The organism is 'Camptotheca acuminata' phytoplasma (assembly GCF_041276565.1).
GTDB lineage: Bacteria > Bacillota_I > Bacilli_A > Acholeplasmatales > Acholeplasmataceae > Phytoplasma.
Map to the genome: position 1 here is coordinate 1 of NZ_JBGGGR010000002.1, position 21,349 is coordinate 21,349.

General features: G+C 22.7%; 22 protein-coding genes and 1 tRNA gene. 2 read left to right on the top strand and 21 right to left on the bottom strand.

All coding sequences use genetic code 11. The features are described from left to right. Positions 1-592 precede the first annotated feature (592 nt). Positions 593-1,339 carry a hypothetical protein gene (locus AB6A63_RS00390; protein ID WP_370430731.1) on the bottom strand — a complete coding sequence of 249 codons (747 nt, stop codon included), beginning with the start codon at positions 1,337-1,339 and terminating at the stop codon, positions 593-595. A 302-nt stretch (positions 1,340-1,641) separates the two neighbouring features. On the opposite strand from AB6A63_RS00390, the gene AB6A63_RS00395 reads away from it, so the two are divergent. Beyond that, positions 1,642-1,845 (top strand): hypothetical protein, encoded by a 204-nt coding sequence (locus AB6A63_RS00395; RefSeq protein WP_370430732.1) that lies wholly within the window; start codon positions 1,642-1,644, stop codon positions 1,843-1,845. A gap of 109 nt (positions 1,846-1,954) precedes the next feature. On the opposite strand, the gene AB6A63_RS00400 is transcribed toward AB6A63_RS00395, so the two are convergent. From AB6A63_RS00400 to AB6A63_RS00410, 3 genes are all read right to left on the bottom strand, one after another. Continuing rightward, complete coding sequence (locus AB6A63_RS00400) at positions 1,955-2,215, bottom strand: hypothetical protein (RefSeq protein ID WP_370430733.1); 261 nt, start codon at positions 2,213-2,215, stop codon at positions 1,955-1,957. Positions 2,216-2,761: 546 nt separating this feature from the next. Then, positions 2,762-4,465: a ribonuclease J gene (locus tag AB6A63_RS00405; protein WP_370430734.1), complete on the bottom strand. Its 1,704-nt coding sequence runs from the start codon at positions 4,463-4,465 to the stop codon at positions 2,762-2,764. Positions 4,466-4,503: 38 nt separating this feature from the next. Beyond that, entirely contained in the window at positions 4,504-6,186 is a 1,683-nt protein-coding gene (locus AB6A63_RS00410) for a ribonuclease J (RefSeq protein ID WP_370430735.1), read from the bottom strand. A gap of 144 nt (positions 6,187-6,330) precedes the next feature. Here AB6A63_RS00410 and recU point away from each other — a divergent pair, with 144 nt between their 5' ends. Further along, the gene (recU, locus tag AB6A63_RS00415; protein ID WP_370430736.1) at positions 6,331-6,897 is read left to right on the top strand and encodes a Holliday junction resolvase RecU; all 567 of its coding nucleotides are present in this window, start codon (positions 6,331-6,333) and stop codon (positions 6,895-6,897) included. Positions 6,898-6,922: 25 nt separating this feature from the next. Here recU and AB6A63_RS00420 read toward each other — a convergent pair whose 3' ends face one another. From AB6A63_RS00420 to AB6A63_RS00500, 17 genes are all read right to left on the bottom strand, one after another. After that, positions 6,923-7,573 carry a hypothetical protein gene (locus tag AB6A63_RS00420; protein ID WP_370430737.1) on the bottom strand — a complete coding sequence of 217 codons (651 nt, stop codon included), beginning with the start codon at positions 7,571-7,573 and terminating at the stop codon, positions 6,923-6,925. A gap of 98 nt (positions 7,574-7,671) precedes the next feature. Beyond that, positions 7,672-8,088, bottom strand: a complete 417-nt coding sequence (locus tag AB6A63_RS00425) for an OsmC family protein (RefSeq protein ID WP_370430738.1) — start codon at positions 8,086-8,088, stop codon at positions 7,672-7,674. Between the two features lie 149 nt (positions 8,089-8,237). Beyond that, entirely contained in the window at positions 8,238-8,594 is a 357-nt protein-coding gene (locus AB6A63_RS00430) for a hypothetical protein (RefSeq protein WP_370430739.1), read from the bottom strand. A gap of 30 nt (positions 8,595-8,624) precedes the next feature. Further along, positions 8,625-8,831, bottom strand: coding sequence for a YneF family protein (locus AB6A63_RS00435; RefSeq protein ID WP_370430740.1), 207 nt, complete (start codon positions 8,829-8,831; stop codon positions 8,625-8,627). Between the two features lie 101 nt (positions 8,832-8,932). Continuing rightward, positions 8,933-9,490 (bottom strand): 16S rRNA (guanine(966)-N(2))-methyltransferase RsmD, encoded by a 558-nt coding sequence (gene rsmD, locus AB6A63_RS00440; RefSeq protein ID WP_370430741.1) that lies wholly within the window; start codon positions 9,488-9,490, stop codon positions 8,933-8,935. A 101-nt stretch (positions 9,491-9,591) separates the two neighbouring features. Further along, the gene (locus AB6A63_RS00445; protein ID WP_370430742.1) at positions 9,592-10,146 is read right to left on the bottom strand and encodes a YqeG family HAD IIIA-type phosphatase; all 555 of its coding nucleotides are present in this window, start codon (positions 10,144-10,146) and stop codon (positions 9,592-9,594) included. 1 nt (position 10,147) lies between these two features. Next, positions 10,148-10,618, bottom strand: coding sequence for a transcription elongation factor GreA (greA, locus tag AB6A63_RS00450; protein WP_370430743.1), 471 nt, complete (start codon positions 10,616-10,618; stop codon positions 10,148-10,150). Positions 10,619-10,629: 11 nt separating this feature from the next. Then, on the bottom strand, positions 10,630-11,223 hold the full coding sequence (locus AB6A63_RS00455; protein WP_370430744.1) for an O-methyltransferase: 594 nt from the start codon (positions 11,221-11,223) through the stop codon (positions 10,630-10,632). Positions 11,224-11,250: 27 nt separating this feature from the next. Beyond that, positions 11,251-11,700, bottom strand: a complete 450-nt coding sequence (gene ruvX, locus AB6A63_RS00460; protein ID WP_370430752.1) for a Holliday junction resolvase RuvX — start codon at positions 11,698-11,700, stop codon at positions 11,251-11,253. Then, positions 11,691-14,324 (bottom strand): alanine--tRNA ligase, encoded by a 2,634-nt coding sequence (gene alaS, locus AB6A63_RS00465; protein WP_370430745.1) that lies wholly within the window; start codon positions 14,322-14,324, stop codon positions 11,691-11,693. The genes ruvX and alaS overlap by 10 nt, the downstream gene beginning before the upstream one ends. 680 nt (positions 14,325-15,004) lie before the next feature. Next, entirely contained in the window at positions 15,005-15,208 is a 204-nt protein-coding gene (gene rpmF / locus AB6A63_RS00470) for a 50S ribosomal protein L32 (protein WP_370430746.1), read from the bottom strand. 132 nt (positions 15,209-15,340) lie between these two features. Beyond that, positions 15,341-15,417: transfer RNA gene (locus AB6A63_RS00475), tRNA-Arg, on the bottom strand. An 87-nt stretch (positions 15,418-15,504) separates the two neighbouring features. Further along, on the bottom strand, positions 15,505-15,942 hold the full coding sequence (locus AB6A63_RS00480; protein WP_370430747.1) for a tRNA (adenine(22)-N(1))-methyltransferase TrmK: 438 nt from the start codon (positions 15,940-15,942) through the stop codon (positions 15,505-15,507). Next, a complete protein-coding gene (locus tag AB6A63_RS00485; RefSeq protein ID WP_370430748.1) occupies positions 15,939-17,207 on the bottom strand; it encodes a sigma-70 family RNA polymerase sigma factor in 1,269 nt (422 codons plus the stop codon). The genes AB6A63_RS00480 and AB6A63_RS00485 overlap by 4 nt, the downstream gene beginning before the upstream one ends. A gap of 163 nt (positions 17,208-17,370) precedes the next feature. Next, complete coding sequence (gene dnaG / locus AB6A63_RS00490; RefSeq protein ID WP_370430749.1) at positions 17,371-19,326, bottom strand: DNA primase; 1,956 nt, start codon at positions 19,324-19,326, stop codon at positions 17,371-17,373. Positions 19,327-19,355: 29 nt separating this feature from the next. Next, positions 19,356-20,735: a glycine--tRNA ligase gene (locus AB6A63_RS00495; protein WP_370430750.1), complete on the bottom strand. Its 1,380-nt coding sequence runs from the start codon at positions 20,733-20,735 to the stop codon at positions 19,356-19,358. A 46-nt stretch (positions 20,736-20,781) separates the two neighbouring features. Next, on the bottom strand, positions 20,782-21,349 hold a 568-nt coding region (locus tag AB6A63_RS00500), incomplete at its 5' end, for a KH domain-containing protein (protein WP_370430751.1).

Consider the following 21,349-nt stretch of genomic DNA (forward strand, 5'->3'; position numbering starts at 1 on the left):
AAACTAAATAAAAAAACTAAATAAAAAAACTAAATAAAAAAACTAAATAAAAAAACTAAATAAAAAAACTAAATAAAAAAACTAAATAAAAAAACTAAATAAAAAAACTAAATAAAAAAACTAAATAAAAAAACGACTTATTAAACAGTCGTTTTTTTATTTAAATATTTTTTTTAGCAATTTATTATTTTTAAAAAATATAAAAAAATATTTTTTAAAATGAAAGTTTTTAATATTTATTAAAATATAAAACACATACAAAATTGTTCAACAAAATATTTTTAATAAATTTAATATTCATATTTTAGTCTTTTTTTATTTTTTATAATATCGATTAATTGAGTTTATATTTAATAAAAATCAAAAAATTTATACCCAACAAAAAAATGTTTTTTTGAAATGATATAAAATATTATTAAATTAATTTTTTTAATAATTTAAATTAATAATTTTTTTTTAAAAAATCTATATATGCCGAAATATAATTAGTTCCAAACTAAAAAATCCAAACTAATTTTTAAAATAGTTTGGATAAATATTTGTTTATTTTTAAAATCTTTTTCAATAAGTAAAAAGAAAGAAAAAATTTTATTTAAATATTTGATAATTGCTTAATATCTTTTAGTTCTGATATTGTTCCTTGTCGTTCAACAATCACAACCGAATCAGTATTATTAATATTATTATACGGAGGTTTTGGTTTTTGTAAAATATTTAATTTATGATGTTCATCTAAATTAATAATTATTGGGTTTTGTTCAATGAAATACTTTTTTAACTTATTTTTAAACCATTGAACTTTTTTCTCTTTAATTTTTTTTAATAATCTTTTTTGAAATTCTTTTTTTAACATCTTCTTGAATTTGTTTTTATCATTTATTTGTTTAATACCGAATTTTTTTATTTCTTTAGAAAGAAGATTAGTAGCGCTTTTTTCTGTTTTGGTAACAAATTTACCATAACCCAAAGTGATCGTATCTAAAACTAAATCAACACCATTATCAATAATTTGTTCTTCATGACGCTGAATCAAACCTTCTGTTAATTCGATACCGCTTCTTACACTGCTGACGATTGGAATATAACCGATCCAATCATTATAAATTTTTTTAAACCATTTACCTAAGAAATTATCTGTATGAAAATTTAAAAAAGGTTTATCATAATTAATATGAATTCCGTTTCCTAAATCTTCTTTTAAAGCAAAATTTTTAATTTTTAAAAAATTTTGATCATTTTGGTAAATGTAATAAGCAGAATAAAAAGGAACATTTAAAATGGTATCTTTTTCATGAATATTAATATCTAAACGAAAACCTTGAGTATCGTATTTTGACAAAAGATAACCTTTTTCAGTAGAAACTTTCTTTTTATACCAATGATTTCTCCAATTGGAGTAAGAACGCCACCAATAACGTATTTCTTCATCGGTGCCCCAATTTTTATTATTAGTAGGAAAATCAATTTGTTTATCAAATTGAAGTTCTAAAGTTAAATCACAATAATCAGTATTGTCGTAAAAAAAATAAACCTTTTTAACATCAGATTTTTTTTGTTTAATTGGTCTTGTGTTATTAAAAATGTAACTGTTGCTTCACCTTCTAATTCTTTAGAAGTTACTGTAGCGGTTGTTTCTGTTTTATGTTAGAGATTATTAATTTTGTTTCATTTATTGTTGGATTTTTGACTTTAATAACTGTTTTTATAGTTGTCGTTTTTTTGTCTTTTATTTTTTCTAATTCTACAACTTTTAGTTTGGTTGTGAAAGAAACAGTGAATTCGTCATTAAAACCCTCAATAATGAATGTTGCTCCTGTTGGCGTTTTTATGTTTGGTTTAATGTGAATTTTATATGTTATTATTAGTGTATTTGGTGTTTCGCCTTTTATTTTTTGAAGTACTGACTGCTTCGATTAAAGTATTTTCTTCGTTATCATTTAATATAACTAAATACCTAAATCTTTTTTTCTTCTATTAATTTTGATTTTTGAGTTCTTAATATTAATTGTAATTCAACTGGTCCTCTGTGATCTAATGATTTAACAGTAGCTTTGTTTGTAGTTCGATTTAAATTAATAACTGTTATTTTGTTTAATAATTCGGGTTTTAATTTTCCGATTTCCGTTTTAGCTTCTTCATTAGTCAATGCATTTACTTTAACTTCTGTTGAAGGAGGTAATATTGTTTTTAATTCAGTTTTTGTTGGACATAACATTGCCAAAACTAATTGATTCGTTGGTAAAAATAAAATTCAAACAAGAAAAAACCCTACAAAAAATTTTAATTTCTTAATAGGAGGAATCGAATCTTTATTTCTCACTTAATTATTTAAAATAACCTTTCTGTGTTTATAATTTTGATTCAAAAAACTTGAATTACTCTTGAAAATGTTTTGGTATAAAATTTTATTCCAAATTTATAAATCGAAATTTAAATTGTCTATTTATTTTTTCCAATCTTTTTTTATTAGTTTTTACATACTAAAAAAATAAATAATTAATAAAAACATATCAATTACTAATATTATGAGATAAAAAAACAAGTTATACGCTTCATAAACAATAATAAAAATTAAATTTTCTTTCTAGAATATATTAATTTTAAAAAACCAAATAATCCACTTGTTTCTTATACAAAACAATAATTAAGACCAACTAGAAAGTTGATCTTAATTATTGTTTTTTATTTAATTTTATGGAAAAAAGGAAAATTAAAAATATACTAAATAAAATATCTTAAATAATAAAAATAATATAATAAATTATACTGTTAAAATAATAGGAATAATAATAGGTTTTCTTAATGTTAATTCATGAATTTTAGAAGTTGCGAAATTAATTATAATTTTTTTCAAATGAAGTTTATTTATTTTTTCAAATTTCAATAAATAATTTTGAATTATTTTTTTAATTTCCAAAGCAATTTTTTTCATTAATTCTTTATTGCTTTTCATATAAATGAAACCACGAGAGAAAATCATAGGTAAATTCAAAATTTTCTTATATTTCGAATCTAAACTTATAATAATAGAAAATAATCCTTCTTCGCTTAAAATTTTTCTTTCTTTTAAAATAGCATTATCAAGATCTTCTGTTCCTGAACTATCAATATAAACATTATTAGCTTCTATTTTTTCTTCTTGTTGTTCACATTTATCATTATTAATGGATAAAACATCTCCATTTTCTAAAATAAAAATATCTTCATATTTAATACCACATTCGATAGCTAATTTTTTATGAGTTGATAACATTATATGTTCTCCATGAACAGGAACAAAAAATTTCGGCTTCACTAAATTAATTAATAATTTTAAATCGTTTTGACAAGCGTGTCCTGATGTATGTGTATCCACAACATCGCCATGAATAATAACTTCGACATCCATTTTAAAAAGTAAATCTAAAACTTTATTCACGCCATCTTTATTTCCAGCGATCGGTGAAGAAGAAAAAATAACAGTATCTTTTTTCAAAAGTTTAATTTGTCTATGAATCCCTTGAGCCATTCGACTGAGAGCCGCTAATGGTTCTCCTTGTGATCCGGTACAAATCAAAGTAATATTATTATATTTTTCAATATTATTATCTTTAACAATAGTGTCTTTAGGAATTTTTAAATAATTATTTTTAATTCCTGTTTCAATAGCTTTTTCCATACTTCTACCGAAGACAGCTATTTTTCGACCTGTTAAAATACTAGCTTCAATAATTTGTTTAATACGATAAAAATTCGAAGCGAATGTTACAATAACAATTCTTCCTTTAATTTTAAAAAACAAATTATTGATGTTTTTTCCGATTTCGCTTTCGGATTTGATAGATGATTTATTTTGAGCATTAGTGGAATCAGAAAAAAGACATAAAACATTTTTTTTATTTAATTCTAATAATTTATTATATTCAGCTAAAGGTCCCACAGGTGTATGATCAATTTTAAAATCTCCTGTATAAAATAGAATTCTGTTTTTATTATTAAAAACGATCCCAAAATTATCAGGAATAGAGTGATTCATTCTAATGAAAGAAATTTCTGTATTATCAAAGACAAATTTAGAATCATTGGAATATTTATTTATAGTAGCAATGTATTTACTTAATTTATGTTCCACTAGTTTCGATTCAATCAAATTATAAGCGATTCCTGTTGTGAAAATTCTTGGAATTTTGATTTTTTTTAATAAAAAAGGGATCCCGCCAATGTGATCTTCGTGCCCGTGAGTAATAAAGAGTCCTACGATTCTATCTTCATTTTGAAGTAAATAATCATAATTAGGAATAATATAATTAATTCCTAAAAAAGAGTCACCGAAAAAGGAAATACCTGAATCTATAATAAATATTTTTTTTTCGATTTCTAAAATATACATATTTTTCCCTACTTCGCCTAAACCACCTAAGGCGTAAAAAAATATATCATCTGTTTTAGTTATGTTTGTTTCAAAATTTTTATTGGATGAATCCATTATTTGTTCTTTCCTTATTGTTATACTTTTCTAAAGAATTAGTCAATCGTAATTAAAGCAGGAATGATAATTGGTTTTTTTTTGGTTACTTTAAAAATAAAATGAGATAATTTTTCTCTTAAATAATTTTTAAAATCGATCCATTTAGTTTGTTTATCATTTATCAAAAAATCTTCAATGATTTTATAAAAAAAACTTTTTAATTCATCAACAATAGAAGAAATTTTTCCTTTATCTAAAAATCCTCTACTGATAATTTCTATATTTCCCAAAACTTTTCTTAATCTTAAACTGATATTACAAGAGATTATAATAACACCGTCATTAGCTAATAATTCACGATCTTTAACAATATAATCTTTTCCTTCCGAAATAGGAATTCCATCAATTAAAAATTCTCCTATTTTTTTGAAAAAATTTTTGCGAATATGAGGTCTATTTTGGTTATCTACAATCCAACTATCGCCGTTTTCCATCATAAAAATATCATTTTCTAAAAAATTATTTTTTATAGCGATTTTTTTCATTTGATATTGATGTCTAAACTCTCCACCTATCGGTAAAAGATATTTAGGTTTTAATAAATCTAACATTAATTTAAAATTTTCTTCGTAATTGTAATAAGATGTTAATAAATCTTTCACTACAACATCAACGATAAAGCCGTTACGAGATAAAGAGTCAATAGTTTTATTTTGAATTTTGTCAATACCAGAGGTTACAATAGACAATAATAAAATTTTATCTTTTGGATGTAATTTCATTAAACGATCTGTTTGTTTGCACATTCTTTGTAATCTATATAAAGGCTCAAAACGTTTTCCTACTATAATAACAACTAAATTTTTATATTTCAAATAATCCTGCATATTTTTTAAATTGATTAAAAAATTATTCGGAATTTTTAAATATTTCTTTTTTAAAGCGATATCTATAATAGGTTCATTTTTTCTTCCTAATAAAACTACTTTTAAATTAGATTCAATAGCTAAATCGATAACTAATTGAATTTTTAATAAATCAGGAATTAAAAAAGAAATTATAATATTATTTTCAATACTGGAAAAATAACTACTTAAATTATATTCTAAAAGTTCATCTTTATTCGCGGAGGCAACATTATAAATCCCTTGTGAGGCTGTCATTAAAGATAAAACTTTTTGGGAACCTAATTTTGATAAAGCAGAAAAATTAGTTTTAAAATTTTTATTTTGGAATTGTAAAAAATACATTTCGCTAACATAAACTATAGAACCGTGTTCTGTTTCAAAAGCTAATCCTAAAGTTTCAGGTAAAAAATGAGATATCCCAAAAAAAGAAACTTTAGTATCCTCTAAATCAATGACGATATTTTCATTTATGGTTTTAAAATCAAATTCTTCAATATTTAATGATTCATTATATTGTTCTAAATTAGCTTCAACAACATCTATAACAAAATCAGAAGCATAAATTGGGACTTTTAAATATTTAATTAAATAAGATAAAGCACCCGAATGTGTTTCTAAAGCAGAAGTAATGAAAATACCTTGAATTTGCGAGTGAACATCTTCTAAAACAGTATATTCCGGAATAACTGAATCTATACCATGAACAGAAGTAATATTAGGATGTTTAGAACCAGAATCCAAAACAAAATAAGAAGATTTTATTTTTAATAAATATAAATTTTTTCCATTTTCGCCTATTCCTCCTAATACAGAAAAACTAACATCTTGCACGCTTTAAAACTCCTTGTTTATTTATTTTTATAAAAAAATAAAACATTTTAAAATATAATACAAAAAAATATAATATTATTATAGATATTGTTATTAATTTTATTTCATAAGTAACATAAATTTTAATGAAGGAAAAATAAAAAAATGTTTCAATACCCTTATCCTTTTTTTAAAAAAAAAGAAGAAAAAAAAATATTAAATAAAAGTGGTTTAGGAAATACCTTAGAAAAAGATATTATTTTAACTAATGCTTTCTATAAGGAACAAAATATAGCCCTTGTTTTTAAAAATGAGATCTCTATACAAGTAGTGAAAACTAATTATCCTTCAAGACAAAAAGCTAAAATAACAGAAGCTTATTATCATATCAATTCGCTTCCTGATTATCAAGGAATTTATCGCGGTAAATATATATGTTTTGATGTTAAAGAAACAAACCATAAAACTAGTTTTTCTTTAAAGAACATCCCGCAACATCAAATAAATAATTTAGAACAAATCAAAAAATTTAAAGGAATAGCTTTTTTTATTATCAATTTTAAACAATATGATAAATATTTTTATCTCCCTATTGATTTTTTAACTGACTATATCGCCAATAACAAAAAGAAAAGTATAAATTATAAAATTTTTGTAGAAAAGTTATATCAAATACCTTTTTCTTATCGTCCTCGGCTAGATTATATCAAAATAATAAATTATTTTATATAAAAATCATCAAACAATCGAAATAATCTTATTGCAAATAAATTAAATCAATATTTTCTTTGAAAATTTTTTTCAAAAAAATTATACAAAAAACAATAATAGAATTGGTACATATAATTGATAGAAAAAAATATAAAAAAACTAAAAAACCATTACTATTAAACGAAGTAAATTTTTTCATATGCATAATTTTAATAAATTTATCTGAACCATAAAATAAAAAAACAAAAATAGCATACGAAATAATCTGTAAAATAGTTGTTAATATTAAACTTAAAAAAATATTTTTATTTTTATAAACAATTTTGGAATCTTTTTCAACATAAAAACTAAAAAAACTTGTCAAAGAACATAATAAATAAGGTATGATAAATATAAAAATAAAAATACCTATAACTAAAGACATATTATCTGAAAAATGTTTTAATAAATTATGTTGATGAATAGCCGGAATACTTTCTAAAAAAATATGCAAAATACTATATAATAAAATAGAAAAAAAACTATATTTGAAACCGAAAAAAAAACCTATTAAAAAAAGAGGTAATAATTCTAATTTTAAAAAAGAAGTTTGACATAGATCACCAAAAAAAACCTTTGTAAATGCCATTTCTATAATAAATGAAATTGCCAAAAAAAAAGAAATAATTATTAATTTTTTTAATAAAAATCTTTCCATTTTATTATTCCTTGTCTTTTTATTTATATTCAAAGATTTTTTTATATCAAAAAATAAAAAATATCGTTGAATAAAATTATTTTTTAATGTGTCGAATTTTATAGTTCTTCATAAGTAACAGGAACAAATGAAAAATGATGATAATCACCTAACATTTTTGAAACAGGACAATATTTATGAGTCAATTCCATAATTTCTTTAGTTTCGGATGCAGTTAAGCCATCGATACCACAAGATAAATCAATTTTAAAAAAATAACCTTCTTTATCTTTGACAGTATTACAGTTCACTTTAACTTTAATATCGATAGATTTTTGTTTTTTCAAAGTTAAAATCTTTTTAGTAGTTTTGTAAAAACACATAAGCAAAGAAATAGAAAAAAGTTCATCAGGAGTACTAATACTTGCTTCATCATTCATAAACACAGAAACTAACTTAGTTTTTAAACCATTTTTAATAATACCAATATCTTGAAATTTTTCTTCATGATAAGCAGTAATTTGTAATTCATTCATAATTAATAAATTCCCTTTATTATTTTTTTTATAACATAATTATGTTTTATAAAACAATTATGTTTTTTTTATAATGTAACTGTTTGTTTTATAACATAAAATAAAATCAAATTGAATTTTGATTCAAAAATTTTTTAATCAAAAAATTTTTATAAATATAGTTGTTTTAACTTGTTATTTTTTTGTATCAAACGAAAAACTTTTTTGTTTAAATAACAAACAAATTGTAAAGGATTATTTTTATTTTCCTCTAATTTAATCACTATTTTCAAATCAATCCATTTTTTGGTAATGGTATGTTTTTTGGTTAAAGTGAATTTATTTTCTTTATATTCTTTTAAAATACTTTTAAATAATTCTTGTTCGAAACTAGATATTCTAGATATTTGAGTTAAATAATTGATAATTTTATTATTTTCTCTTGAATTGTAAACAAAATTCATAAAAAAGACAATAATCGTAGAAATTAAAAAAACAACTACAAACCAAGATAGACTGCTATTCATCAAACTATTCATAAAAATTATTCTTCTCTATTACTTTTGATTTTTAATATTAGACATAATTTGTTTTATTTGTTTTTCTCCTGGGTTTCTTCCCATTTGTTTAAACATTATTTTGATTTGTTTTTCTGTAATAGGAGGATTTTTTTCGAAATATCTTCGAAATCCAAAAAATGAAATTAAAGTTCCTATTATAGTTCCTAAAATAAAAAATATAATTCCTATTAAAACAGATGACATGATAATTTTAACCTTTTTTTAATTTATTTCAAGTAAAAAATAAACTACTATTAATATAGTATATAATAAATAAACCAAATAATAAATAAAAAAATAAAATTTTAAAAAAAATTTTTTTTATAAAAAGTTATTTTTTTATTTCCACTGATTTTTATTTTGAATAAAACAAAATTCTCGATTTCGTTAGATAATAAAGTTTTATAATGTGTTTCGACCGCCACTAAAGCTTCTTCAGAAGTCACTTGGTTTAAATATTGAAACAGTAACAAATAAAAATCAGAAAAATAAGGCGGATCGATGATAATTAAATCAAAAAAAATATTTTTTTGAATAAACTTTTTTAACATTTGAAAAGCGTCGCCGTAAAAAATATGTGCTTCATTTTCATTTAATTTTAATTTCATTTTATTTTTTTTCATAATTCGAAAAGATAAATAAAAATTATCCACTAAATAAATTTCTTTAGCACTTCTACTTAAAGCTTCGAAACCACAAGCACCAGAACCAGAAAATAAATCCAAAACTATACTATCTTGAACTAAAGAACCGATTGTATCAAATAAAATTTTTCTCAACAAATGGGAAGTACTTCTAGTTTTTGGAGAAGGAACTGGATATAATTTAAAACCTTTATATTTTCCGGAAATAATATGCAACATATTTTTTATATTCACTTTTTCAAAATATTAAATTCTTTTTAAATAATATTAAATCTCTTTTTAAAACAAATTATCATCATCGAAGCAAAAAAATAAAAAAATTAAAGAAAATTTTTAAATTTTCTATTATATTCTTGAGAATCGATTTTTTTTATTTTCGAAATAAATCTTTTTTCTATGAAATAACGAGATAATTTGGTAATTAAAGATTCTTTTTCTTTATCTAAAGGTTTTACCAAGATAGAAAGAATATTCATTTTATTAGCACTTAAAATATCTGTTCTTAATTGATCTCCGATCATAACAACTTCATCGTGATTAAGATTAAATGATGTTAAAGCTTTTTGTAAACCCCAATGAGAAGGTTTTTTACGAAAAAAATTTAAATAGATATAATTTAAATATTCCATAGAAATAATATTTTTTAATTTTTTAAAAGAAGCGTTCGAAATGATCACTATTTGAAATTTTAAACTTAATTTTTTTAAAATTATTTGAGTTGCGTCATTTAATTTTTTTTCTTCAGGCCTTAATAAAGTATTATCTAAATCAAAAAATAATGCTTTGATTTTTTTTTGATTATAAAAAAAATCATAAGGAATATCAAAAATAGATTCATAATAAAACGAAGGTGAATATTTATATTTATTGATCATTTTATTCCACTTTCAAAATATTTACTTTAAAACTTTTTCCTGTTTCTGTTTTAACTAAAACTTGTTCCCCTTCTTTATAACCTTGAAGACTTTGGCCGATAGGTGATTCAATAGATATTTTATTATCGAAAGGATTAACTTCTAAAACCCCTACTAATTGAATATATTCTTCTTTCATATTATCTAAAAATTGAATTAAAACTTTTTTTCCGATATTAATTTCTTTATTGTTGTCAGAAGTTTTAATAATTTGCACATTTTTTAAAATATTTTTAATTTCTGTAATACGTGATTCTATAAAAACTTGTTCATCACGAGCTGCACTGTAATCAGCGTTTTCACTTAAATCACCTTGTTCTCTAGCTTCTTTAATAGCCGCTAAATTTTCATTTCTTTTAACATTTTTTAAGTAATCTAGTTCTTCTTTTAATTTATCTAAACCTGATTGAGTTAATTCGTAATTTTTTTTCATTTCTTTTCCTTTTATTTTTTATTTATTTTTTGTGAAACGCTTAACCCGTCTCCAATGTTTAAAAACAAAGTTTTAAAAGAATTATTATTTTTTAAAAACGTCATAAATTCATTTAATTTAACAATTAAACGTTTCGTACTTCTTGATAAATTAGGATCATCAACATTTAAATTATGAAAATTTAAATTATCACATATAATAAAACCATTATCATTTAAAAAAACACTATATTTTTGAAATATTTTTTCGTATTGTGATTTGGAAGCGTCGATAAAGACGAGATCATATTTTTGAGTAGCTTGATAAAAAAAGGCTTCAGCCCAAATGAATTTAATATTGAATACACCTTCATGAAAAAAATCTAAAGCTAATTTATATTTATTATAATCTCTCTCAATAGTATCAATTTGGTTGTTTTCATTACTCATACCAAGTGCACTATAACCAATAGCTGTTCCTATTTCCAAAATATTGATTATTTTATTTCTCTTAATGAATTTTTTCAAAAATAATAAAGTATCATCTTGAATAATAGGGATTTTATTTTTTAAAGAAATTTTTTTTAATTTTTTTAAATAATCTTGTTTTTTTTCTGACATCAACATAAGATAAAATTTTATTCTTTAATTTTCTTATTCTCTAAAACGACTGTTATGATAATTCAAAAAATTTTGTAAAATAATAGATGCTGCCATTTGATCTTTTATTTCTTTAATTTTCTTTTTTTTACAACGTCCTTCACGTAAAAATCGATATGCTTGTTTTGTTGTTAAACGTTCGTCCCATAAAATAATTTCTACACAATCAAATTTTTTTTTCATTAATTCAAGAAAATTAATACTAATTTTAGCCTTAATTCCTACATCGTTATTCATATGTTTCGGATACCCTAAAATAATTTTAGTAATTTGAAATTTCTCAATAATTTCAAATAAAGGCTTAATTAATTCATTATATTGATTTAAACGAAAAAAAATGGTTTTTAAATTATTAACAAAAATACCGAATTCAGAAATAGAAACCCCTAAAGTCTTTTCTCCTAAATCCAAACCTAAAAAAGCATCTTTTTTTTTCATAAAAATTTTTTCCAATTGTTTTTAAATTGATCAAATTTGTTTATATCACGACTAAATGATTGTCCGAAATGATTATTTCCGCCACCTCGACCATTTATCGTTAGATTAATTTTTTGAATAAAACCATTCGCGTTGATCGTTTTACTTTTACATAAAAAAATAAATTGATCTGTTTTTTTATGACATAAACACAAGAAATCATTATTTATTTTTTGAAATAATTTATCTAGTAAAACTTTTAAAATGTCTCCACTTATGTCTTGATCGTCATCAATGATAATCATTATTTGTTTTTCGATTTGACGAGGTATAAAATTATCAATCTCTTTTAAAATTTTTTCGTTCTGTTTTTGTGAAATGTATTTTTTCATTTTGCCAAATTGTTTTCTCAAAGAATCCAAATGACTTTTATAATTTTGTATATCTTTATAACTGTTATATTTTATATTTGAAATTAAATTTTGGTCTATTTGAAAAAAAGATTGGTCAAGAGTTGAATTATCATTTTTGATTTTTTCTATTTTTTGTAAAATTTGTTTTTCTTCTAAGAATAAAGAACTTAATTTTTCTTTTAAAAAAAAACTTACATTATGACCTGAAGTGGCTTCGACACGATAAATTCCTGAACCAATTAATTTGTAATCTAAAATAACAAAACGTTTTAATTCTTCTGTGTTGGAAGCATGTGTACCACCACATAATTGAATCGAAAAATCTCCTATCCGCACGACTCTTACTATTTCAGGATAAGTTTTGTTTTCGATAAATTGAGCTTTTTGTTTGATCGCTTCAGCGAAAGGCATTTCTCGAATGATCACTGGTTCTTTTTTTTCAATAAATTCGTTAACTTTATTTTCTATTTGAAATAATTCTTCCTGTGACAAATTACGGTAATAAGAAAAATCTATTCTTAAAAATTGGTCATCCAAAGAAGAACCTTTAAATAAAATATTTTCATCTAAAGAATATCTTAAAACATCTTGCAATAAATGAGTAGCAGTATGATTCAAAGAAGTTTTTTTTCTTTTTGGTAAATCAATAGAAGCTAAGACTTCTTGTCCTTCTGACAAAAGATTTTGAAACGATTCATTAAATTGATGTAAAAATTGATTATTTGGCAATTTGATGACTTTCGTTACTTGTAACCCGTTAATTTGACCTGAATCAGATTTTTGTCCTCCCATAATAGGGAAAAAGGGAGTTCGACTTAAAACAATACCTTCATCAAATAATTTAAGAATTTTTGTCTTTGTCTCAAAAATATTATAACCAATAAAATCACTTTTATCTTTAAAATTCATAAACAATTCTTTTTGAATATTCATGTTGTTTTTAATATTACTGTTTTCACGTGATAATTCTTTTTGTTTTGTTAAATAAATTTCAAATTCTTTTTCATCTACCTGTAAATTATTCATTTGAGCATATTCTAGAATCATTTCTTTCGGTAAGCCGTAAGTGTCATAAAGTTTAAAAAAATTCTCTCCTGATAAAAATTTATCAGAAACTAATTTTTGAAATAATTTAGCACTTTTTTCTAAATGAAATAAAAATTTATCTTCTTCTTTTTTAATCATATTTTCGATAATCGTTTGTTTGTTTCTTAAATAAGGATAAAATTCTTCCATAAGATCGATCACGACTGAAACCAATTGAAATAAAAAAGGGGCTGTTAAATTTAATTTTTGTCCTTGAAAAAAAGCTCTTCTTAAAATTTTTTTTAAAATATATCCTCTTCCGATATTAGAAAATATCACGCCATCGCCAAGACCAAAAACTAAAGTTTTAATATGATCAGCGATAATTTTAAAAAATTCTTTTTTCTCAGAATATTTTTTTTTACTTAAAAAACTAATTTTTTCAATGATAGGCCAAAAAAGATCTGTTTCAAAATTAGTTTCTGTTTCTTGTAATACACAAGCTAAACGTTCTAACCCAGCACCTGTATCAATATTTTTACTTGGTAATTCTGAATAATTTTCTCTATTTTTTCCTGATTCGCTATTATACTGAGAAAAAACGATATTCCAAATTTCAACAAAACGATTATTCGAAATATCTTCAATAATAAGTTCTATTCCTTTAGAATTATATTTATTCCCTCTATCAAAAAAAATTTCTGTACAAGGACCACAAGGACCTTCACCAATTTCCCAAAAATTATTTTTAAAAGGGATCAAATGATCTGAACTAATTCCTTTATCTAACCATAAATGATATGTTTCTAAATCTTTATCAAAATAAGTAATATATAATTTTTCTTGAGGTAAACCAAAAAATTTATCAGACATTAATAATTCATAAGCAAAATCAATAGCTTCTTTTTTGAAATAATCACCTATTGAAAAATTACCTAACATTTCAAAAAAAGTATGATGAAACATACTTTTTCCTACTTTTTCAATATCACTAGTTCTTAAACATTTTTGAATATTTACTATTTTCGGAAAAGAAACTTTTTGAGAACCATCAAAATACTTTTTTAAAGGAACAATCCCAGCGTTAACCCATAATAAACTTTCGTCAGAAGAATCAGGAATTAAGGAAACAGAATTTTCTAAATGATGTTTTTTATTAATAAAAAAATTTAACCATGTTTTTTTGATTTCACTGAAAGTCATTTTTTTCATTTAAAAATCACTCTTTCCTTATTTATCAATTTCAATCTTTTTTATTTATAAATTCACTAATAGGGGGATTAATTCAATTTTAATTTTATCTTAAATAAACTATATTTCTATATTAATTTTTAATGAATACTATAAATAATCATATCGAAAATATTTCTTTTTCGAAGACTGAAATCGAATTTATAGTTAATATTTTATTTCCTCATTTTATTTTCAAAAAATTTATTAAAATAATAAAATAAAAAAATAATAAAATAAAAAAATAATAAAATAAAAAAATAATAAAATAAAAAAATAATAAAATAAAAAAATAATAAAATAAAAAAATAATAAAATAAAAAAATAATAAAATAAAAAAATCATAAAATTAAAAATTATTTCTTTTTTTATATAGTCGATGAATAAATTATTTTTGGTTTGACGTTAAATTAAATTTTCTTCAAACGAAAAATAATTAATCTCACTTTTTCTATTAAAAAATATAAAAATTTAATTTTATGATAATTTTATTAATCACATAATTGAAAAAAATTGAATGTAATTCAAATCGAAAATATTCATTTTATTTCTTTACTAAAACAAATTTATAATTACAGTTAATATAAATTTCACTAAGAAAAATATTTTTTTATTTTAATAATGAAAATAATATGATTTAAATAAAATTAAAAAAAATAAAATTAATTATTTTTTTCTTTATTTTTATTTTTAATTTTGAATTCCACTAATTTATTTTTATAGTAAGGGCTACTTAAAGTTACACGATGTGATAAAGTAAAATTATTAGTCTCAGGACAAATAATTAAACTAGGACTTTTTAATTTATAATGAGTACGTCTTTTTCTTTTTGCGGTTTTACCAGTTCTTCTAAAAGGAACAGCCATGTTTTCATCTCCGTTTTTTTGCTCTTAAATAAATAATTAACTAAATATTTATTTAAGAGCAAAAATTATTTTTCAAAAATTTAATATTTATATAATTAAAATACATGAAATAAATATAAAAACAATTAAAAATGGCGTTTGAGAAGGGATTCGAACCCCTGACCGACGGCTTAGAAGACCGCTGCTCTGTCCTACTGAGCTACTCAAACTTTTTTTTATTAATCAATTTATATTATACCTTGAAATATTATATTTTTTTCAATTTTATTGAAAACAGTTTTTAAAAAAAATGAATTTTACTTAAAAACTTTTAAAAAAAGATAATTAAATTTATCATAAAAATTATAATACTCTAAAATAACAAAATTATTTAATTTTAACCATTCGATTAAATAATTAACTTTGCCTTGGCATCCTAATAACAAATATTTATTTTTATAATAATATTTAGATAAAATTTGTGAAATAGTATTCGGGCCCATTCCACAAATTAAAGCTAAATCAAAATAAACATCTATTTTTTCAAAACCATCACTTAAATAGAATTCAACAGGATAATTTTTTAAATTTTGTTTTGCTTTTTCTAATGGTTTCGCTTTATTATCGGAAGCGATTCCTTTTTGGATATATTTCAAATCTAAAGCTTTTTTTAAAACTAAACCATGATCTGTTCCTATATCTAAAACTGTATTATAACCTTTAATCAAAGAAGCGATAAAGTCAATTCTTTTCATTTTTGAGTAATATTGTTGTATAACATTCTTAATTTATTTTGTTTTGAAGGGCTTCTTAAACGTCTTAAAGCTTTAGATTCTATTTGACGAATTCTTTCTCGTGTAACTCCAAATTTATGTCCTAATTCTTCTAAAGTGTAAATATGTCCGTCTGTTAAACCATAACGCATTTTTAACACTTGTTCTTCTTTATCTGTTAAATTTTCTTCTAAAGATTCATCTAAAGTTTTTTTTAACATCTCTTGCAACATGTAATTATGTGGCGAAATAGTGTTAGGATCGTTAATGAAATCACCTAAAGATGAATCATCTTCTTCTCTAGCTGATGTTTCTAGCGAAATAGTTTCTTTTTCGATCATTTGAATATCAATAATTTGTTTTTCATCGATTTGCATTTTTTCAGCTAATTCTTCATTTTTTACTTTACGTAATAAATCTTGTGTCATTTTGCCTCTAAATCTAGAAATTTTATTCATTGTTTCGATGATATGTACTGGTATTCTAATAGTTCTAGCTTGATCAGCTACTGCTCTTGTAATTGCTTGTCTTATCCACCAAGTAGCGTAAGTAGTAACTCTGCAACCTTTTGTATAATCAAATTTTTCTACAGCTCTCATCAAACCCATGTTGCCTTCTTGAATTAAATCCAAAAATAAAATTTTTCTTCCTATATAACGTTTAGCGATTGAAACAACTAAACGATAATTAGCTTCGACTAATTTATTTTTTGCTCTATTGCCGTCTTTTATTTTTTTATTAATTTCTTCTAATTGTTCTGTAGTCAAGCTTATGTCTTGATTATTATATTTTTCTAATTTTTTCTTAGCTTGCGCACCTGCATAAAGTAATTTAGTTTGAATTTTTTCTTCTTCTAAAGTTAACAAAGGGATTTGCCCAATTTCTTTTAAATACATTTTAATAGGATCGCTTATTTGAGCTGAATTTGGAGTGTTATTAACATTCAAATCTTTTTTTAACAATTCTTCTTCAGGAGTAATAGTATTTTTTTTAGCGTATAATTCATCGAATGCATTGACCTTAGATGATTTTATTTTTTTGGAACTGTTATTTTTGATTTTGAATTTTTTTTGAGACATAGTAAAAAATTTAATAATTTTTTTATTAAAAACATCTTCATCTTTATAAAAAGAATCTAACAATTTATTTTTTTGTTGAAAAGAAGTTATTGGTATAAATTTGACTTCTTGTTCCAAAAATAAATGATGGTTTTTATAAATTTTTTTGAAAACTTTTCTCAAATTCATAATTAAGACCCCTTTTTTTATTTCAATAATTTCAAAATTACACTATAAAAGAAAATAATAAAAAAATAAATTAATTATTAAACTTCTCACAATAAAATAATATATTATTTTATTTTAATTACAATACATTTTTATTTTTTTATATAATTTTTTAATTAATATTTTATATTCTTGTAGCGTCTTCTTCATTTTTATCATTTAAGTTGTTATCTATGTCAAGAATTTGTTGTTTAAATTCTTCATTTTTTTGTTTAAACTCGTTTTCAAGTTGTTTAAGATTATCTTTTTCTTCTTGATTTATCTCTTTATCTGTTTCAAATAATTTCTCTTTGAATTCTCGAATTGCTTTTTTTATTCTATTTATTTCCAAAAGTTTCTTTTTTAGCGCGAAAGGTAAAAAAAGTTGTTTTAAAAAGTCTTCTCTTTTGATTGTTTTTTTATTGTCTAAAAATAAATTTTTTTCTACTTTAGATAATAAATGATATATCTTTTCAGAATTATTAAATTTATCCTCTAAATTACTTTGCAAGAATGTTTTAAAAATTGCAAATTTAAATTCTTTTATCTCAAGATTTTCTATTTCTTCAAGAAAATATTTTTTAATGCCGCGAATTAATTCCAAAACATCCGGTTCAATTAATTCTAAATATTCATCATAAAGTTTTTCTAAAATAGTTTCGACCCAAGCAATAAAATTATTTGATTGATGTTTTACAAGTTTAAATATAGAAGATAACAAAGATATCGATTTTAAATCAACTGGAATTTCGCCTTCAACAAACATTTTGTCTTTTTGTTTTTCTAAAAATATAATGTATTCTTTTGCTAAATCTTTACCTGGAACTAAATTAATTTGTTCATTAAACTTCTCGTATATTTTTTTTTGATAATATTCCATAGTAATTATATCATGATTTTGCAATATTTTTCCTATTTTTTTTTGAATTTGATTAATACTTAAATCTTGTTGTTTTAATTCTTCGAGATGATAAAAAATATAATCTTTGATGCAGGTGTGGATGTTGTCTTTTAAAAAATTGATATCCCTTATGTTATCTGAAATATATTGATCCGGGTCTTTTCCCTCCGGAAGAACAAAAATTTTAGTGATGATTTTGTTTTTATTTAATAATTCCGCGGCTTTTTGGTTCGCTTCTTGTCCGGCTTTATCACCGTCAAAAGAAAGAATAATTTTTTTTACTTTGGTTTTTAAAAAAGCAGCTTGTTGTTGGTTGAGATTGGTTCCTAGAGTGGCGACGGTGTTTTTCATCCCGATTTGATAAAAAGCGATGACGTCAAAAAAACCCTCACATAAAAAGAGCTCTTTTTTTTCTTCGATTTCTTTTTGATGTTCGTGAAAGCGATACAAAAGATTATTTTTTTGAAATAATTTATTTTGAATGTTAAAGAGATATTTAGCTTGTTGTTTGTTGTTGTAGGTGCGTCCACAGAAGCCGACTGTTTTTCCTTCTAAGTTCGTGATAGGAAAAATAATGCGGTCTTTAAAAAAATCATAATAAGGGTTTTGATTTTCTTGAGGTTGGTTTTTGTCAAAAAAAATATTTTCTTGAATTAAACCTAAAGTCAGTAAATCTTTTGTTTTGAACCCTTTTTTTAAAAGATACCCTGTTAAAGCGTTTTGACTATCATAAGCGTAGCCCATCTTGAATTCTTTAATTAAATCAATTGTTAATTTTCTTTCGTTCAATAAATAATTTCTTACAGGGTGGTCTTGGTATTCTTCTTTTTCTAAAATCATGAATAAAGATTTTTGAAAATAATTTTGAGTTAAATTTAAAATTTCTGTTAAAGGATTAATAGCTATTTTCTTTTTTAAAAAATCAAAATTAAAAAGTTCCGCTAGTTGTTGGGCGGCTTCTGGTAAGGGGATTTGTTTCAGTTGACTATAAAAGGTTAGGGGTTTACCACCTTTTCGACAAGCCATACAAACCGCGATATTTTTTTCGACCGAAACCGAAAAGGAAGGGGTTTTTTCCGAATGAAAAGGACATAAACCCATAAAGTTTTTGCCTTTTCTTTTTAAGACCACGTCACTTTTCTCAACTAATTCATGAATCGCGATTTCTTCATTTAATTTATCAAAAATAGTTTGATTCATTTTTTGAATACCTTTTTTAGATATATAAATTAAAATGTTATTTTGTTTTCTATATAATTTTTAATTTCATCAATTTTTATTTTTTCTTGTAATAAAGTATTTCTATCTCTTATAGTAACTGTATTTTGGCTTAAACTCTCGTCATCAATGGTACAACAAAAGGGAGTACCGATCATATCTTGTCTACGATATCTTTTACCTATACTTTGACTTTCATCATAATCTACTTCAAAAAAAGAAGATAATCGACGATATATTTCTTTTGCTTTTTGATTATGTACTTTTTTAATTAAAGGTAAAATAGCTAATTTATAAGGAGCTAAAAAAGGGTGTAATTTCAAAACTTCTCTTGTTTTTTTATTATCTAATTTTTCTATTTGATAAGCATTAATGACAATAGATAAAAATAATCTTTCAACACCCAAAGAAGGTTCGATAACGAAAGGCCAATATTTTTCTTTAGTTTCCATATCAAAATATTGTAAATCTTTTTTAGAATGTTTTTGATGATTTTTAAGATCGAAATCAGTTCTAGAAGCGATACCTAATAATTCATCAAAACCCCAAGGGAAACGAAATAAAATATCAGTAGTAGCATTCGAATAATGACTTAATTCACTGGAATCATAATTTTTTCTTTTTAATTTATCCAGATCAATTCCTAATTGTAAAAGAAAATCCAAAGAATATTTAATCCAAAATTCAAACCATTTTAAATAATCTTTCGGATGACAAAAAAATTCTAATTCCATTTGTTCAAATTCACGAGTACGAAAAATAAAATTACCTGGAGTGATTTCGTTTCTGAAAGATTTTCCCACCTGACCAACTCCAAAAGGAATTTTTCTTCTAGTAGAATTTAAAATATTTTTAAAATTAATAAAAATACCTTGACAAGTTTCTGGTCTTAAATATATAGGAACAGCGTTTTCTACCACAGAACTTTGATATGTTCGAAATAATAAATTAAATTCTTTAACAGGAACCCAATTTTCAGTACCTAAAATTTTATTTTGAATTAAATATTGAGTCATTTCTTGATAACTTAATTTGTCCACATCTATTTTGCTATTATGTTTTTTAATTAAGTGATCTGCTCTATAACGTTTATTATCATCTTTATTTTCCGCTAAAGGATCGATAAAAAAATTTAAATGTCCGGAAGCTTCCCAAACTTTCGGATTCATTATAATGGAGCTATCTAATAAAACGTTATATTCGTTTTCTTGAATAAATTTTTTTTTCCAAGCTTTTTTAATATTTTGTTTTAACAAACTACCTAAAGGACCATAGTCGAAACTATTTGCTAAACCATTATAAATTTCACTACCTGAAAAAACGAAACCGGAACTTTTTAAAAAATTCACAATTTCTTTAAAAGAAATGGTAGATTTATTTTCATTCAACATAAATTATTTAAACCATTCGATTATTATTTTTTAAATTCTAAATGAATCATAAAGAAACGTTTTGTTTACGTAAGGAATCAGAATCTATTTTAACCCATAATTTTAAATTAATTTTCATTTTTAAAACCTTTTTGATATCTCTTTGAGCAGCGATCCGAATTTTTTTTAAATTCTCACCATTATGGCCTATTAAAATTTTTTTTTGATTAATTTTAGGGACAAAAATTAAAACATTGATAACATTAGGCACTTGGGCTTCAGTTAATTCTGTTTTTTCTAACACATTCCGACAAACATGAGGTAATTCTTTATCTAAATAAAAAAAGAATTTTTCTCTTAATAATTCTGTGATTAATTTTTCTTGCGTTATATTTGTTTTAGTTTCTATTGGAAACAAAAGTTTTCCCTCATTTAATAGAGATAAAACATTATCTTTTAAAATTTCTAAATTTTGTTTATTAACGCTAGATATAGGAACGACAGCGTCAAAATCAAATTCTTGAGTATAACTTAAAATAATTTTATCAATGGCTGTTTTATTTTTTAAAATATCTATTTTACTAATAACTAAAATAATTTTTTTTTGATATTTTTTTAAAAAATTTAAAAAATAT

What these genes read in the sequence shown, in the direction of transcription:
- recU (WP_370430736.1), top strand. Translation starts at nt 6,331, where the DNA reads ATGTTTCAATACCCTTATCCTTTTTTTAAAAAAAAAGAAGAAAAAAAA.
- alaS (WP_370430745.1), bottom strand. Translation starts at nt 14,324, where the DNA reads ATGAAAAAAATGACTTTCAGTGAAATCAAAAAAACATGGTTAAATTTT.
- rsmD (WP_370430741.1), bottom strand. Translation starts at nt 9,490, where the DNA reads ATGTTGCATATTATTTCCGGAAAATATAAAGGTTTTAAATTATATCCA.
- AB6A63_RS00395 (WP_370430732.1), top strand. Translation starts at nt 1,642, where the DNA reads ATGTTAGAGATTATTAATTTTGTTTCATTTATTGTTGGATTTTTGACT.
- dnaG (WP_370430749.1), bottom strand. Translation starts at nt 19,326, where the DNA reads ATGAATCAAACTATTTTTGATAAATTAAATGAAGAAATCGCGATTCAT.
- AB6A63_RS00445 (WP_370430742.1), bottom strand. Translation starts at nt 10,146, where the DNA reads ATGATCAATAAATATAAATATTCACCTTCGTTTTATTATGAATCTATT.
- AB6A63_RS00485 (WP_370430748.1), bottom strand. Translation starts at nt 17,207, where the DNA reads ATGAATTTGAGAAAAGTTTTCAAAAAAATTTATAAAAACCATCATTTA.
- AB6A63_RS00420 (WP_370430737.1), bottom strand. Translation starts at nt 7,573, where the DNA reads ATGGAAAGATTTTTATTAAAAAAATTAATAATTATTTCTTTTTTTTTG.
- AB6A63_RS00405 (WP_370430734.1), bottom strand. Translation starts at nt 4,465, where the DNA reads ATGGATTCATCCAATAAAAATTTTGAAACAAACATAACTAAAACAGAT.
- AB6A63_RS00480 (WP_370430747.1), bottom strand. Translation starts at nt 15,942, where the DNA reads ATGAAAAGAATTGACTTTATCGCTTCTTTGATTAAAGGTTATAATACA.
- greA (WP_370430743.1), bottom strand. Translation starts at nt 10,618, where the DNA reads ATGAAAAAAAATTACGAATTAACTCAATCAGGTTTAGATAAATTAAAA.
- AB6A63_RS00435 (WP_370430740.1), bottom strand. Translation starts at nt 8,831, where the DNA reads ATGTCATCTGTTTTAATAGGAATTATATTTTTTATTTTAGGAACTATA.
- AB6A63_RS00400 (WP_370430733.1), bottom strand. Translation starts at nt 2,215, where the DNA reads ATGTTATGTCCAACAAAAACTGAATTAAAAACAATATTACCTCCTTCA.
- AB6A63_RS00495 (WP_370430750.1), bottom strand. Translation starts at nt 20,735, where the DNA reads ATGTTGAATGAAAATAAATCTACCATTTCTTTTAAAGAAATTGTGAAT.
- AB6A63_RS00425 (WP_370430738.1), bottom strand. Translation starts at nt 8,088, where the DNA reads ATGAATGAATTACAAATTACTGCTTATCATGAAGAAAAATTTCAAGAT.
- AB6A63_RS00430 (WP_370430739.1), bottom strand. Translation starts at nt 8,594, where the DNA reads ATGAATAGCAGTCTATCTTGGTTTGTAGTTGTTTTTTTAATTTCTACG.
- AB6A63_RS00455 (WP_370430744.1), bottom strand. Translation starts at nt 11,223, where the DNA reads ATGTTGATGTCAGAAAAAAAACAAGATTATTTAAAAAAATTAAAAAAA.
- rpmF (WP_370430746.1), bottom strand. Translation starts at nt 15,208, where the DNA reads ATGGCTGTTCCTTTTAGAAGAACTGGTAAAACCGCAAAAAGAAAAAGA.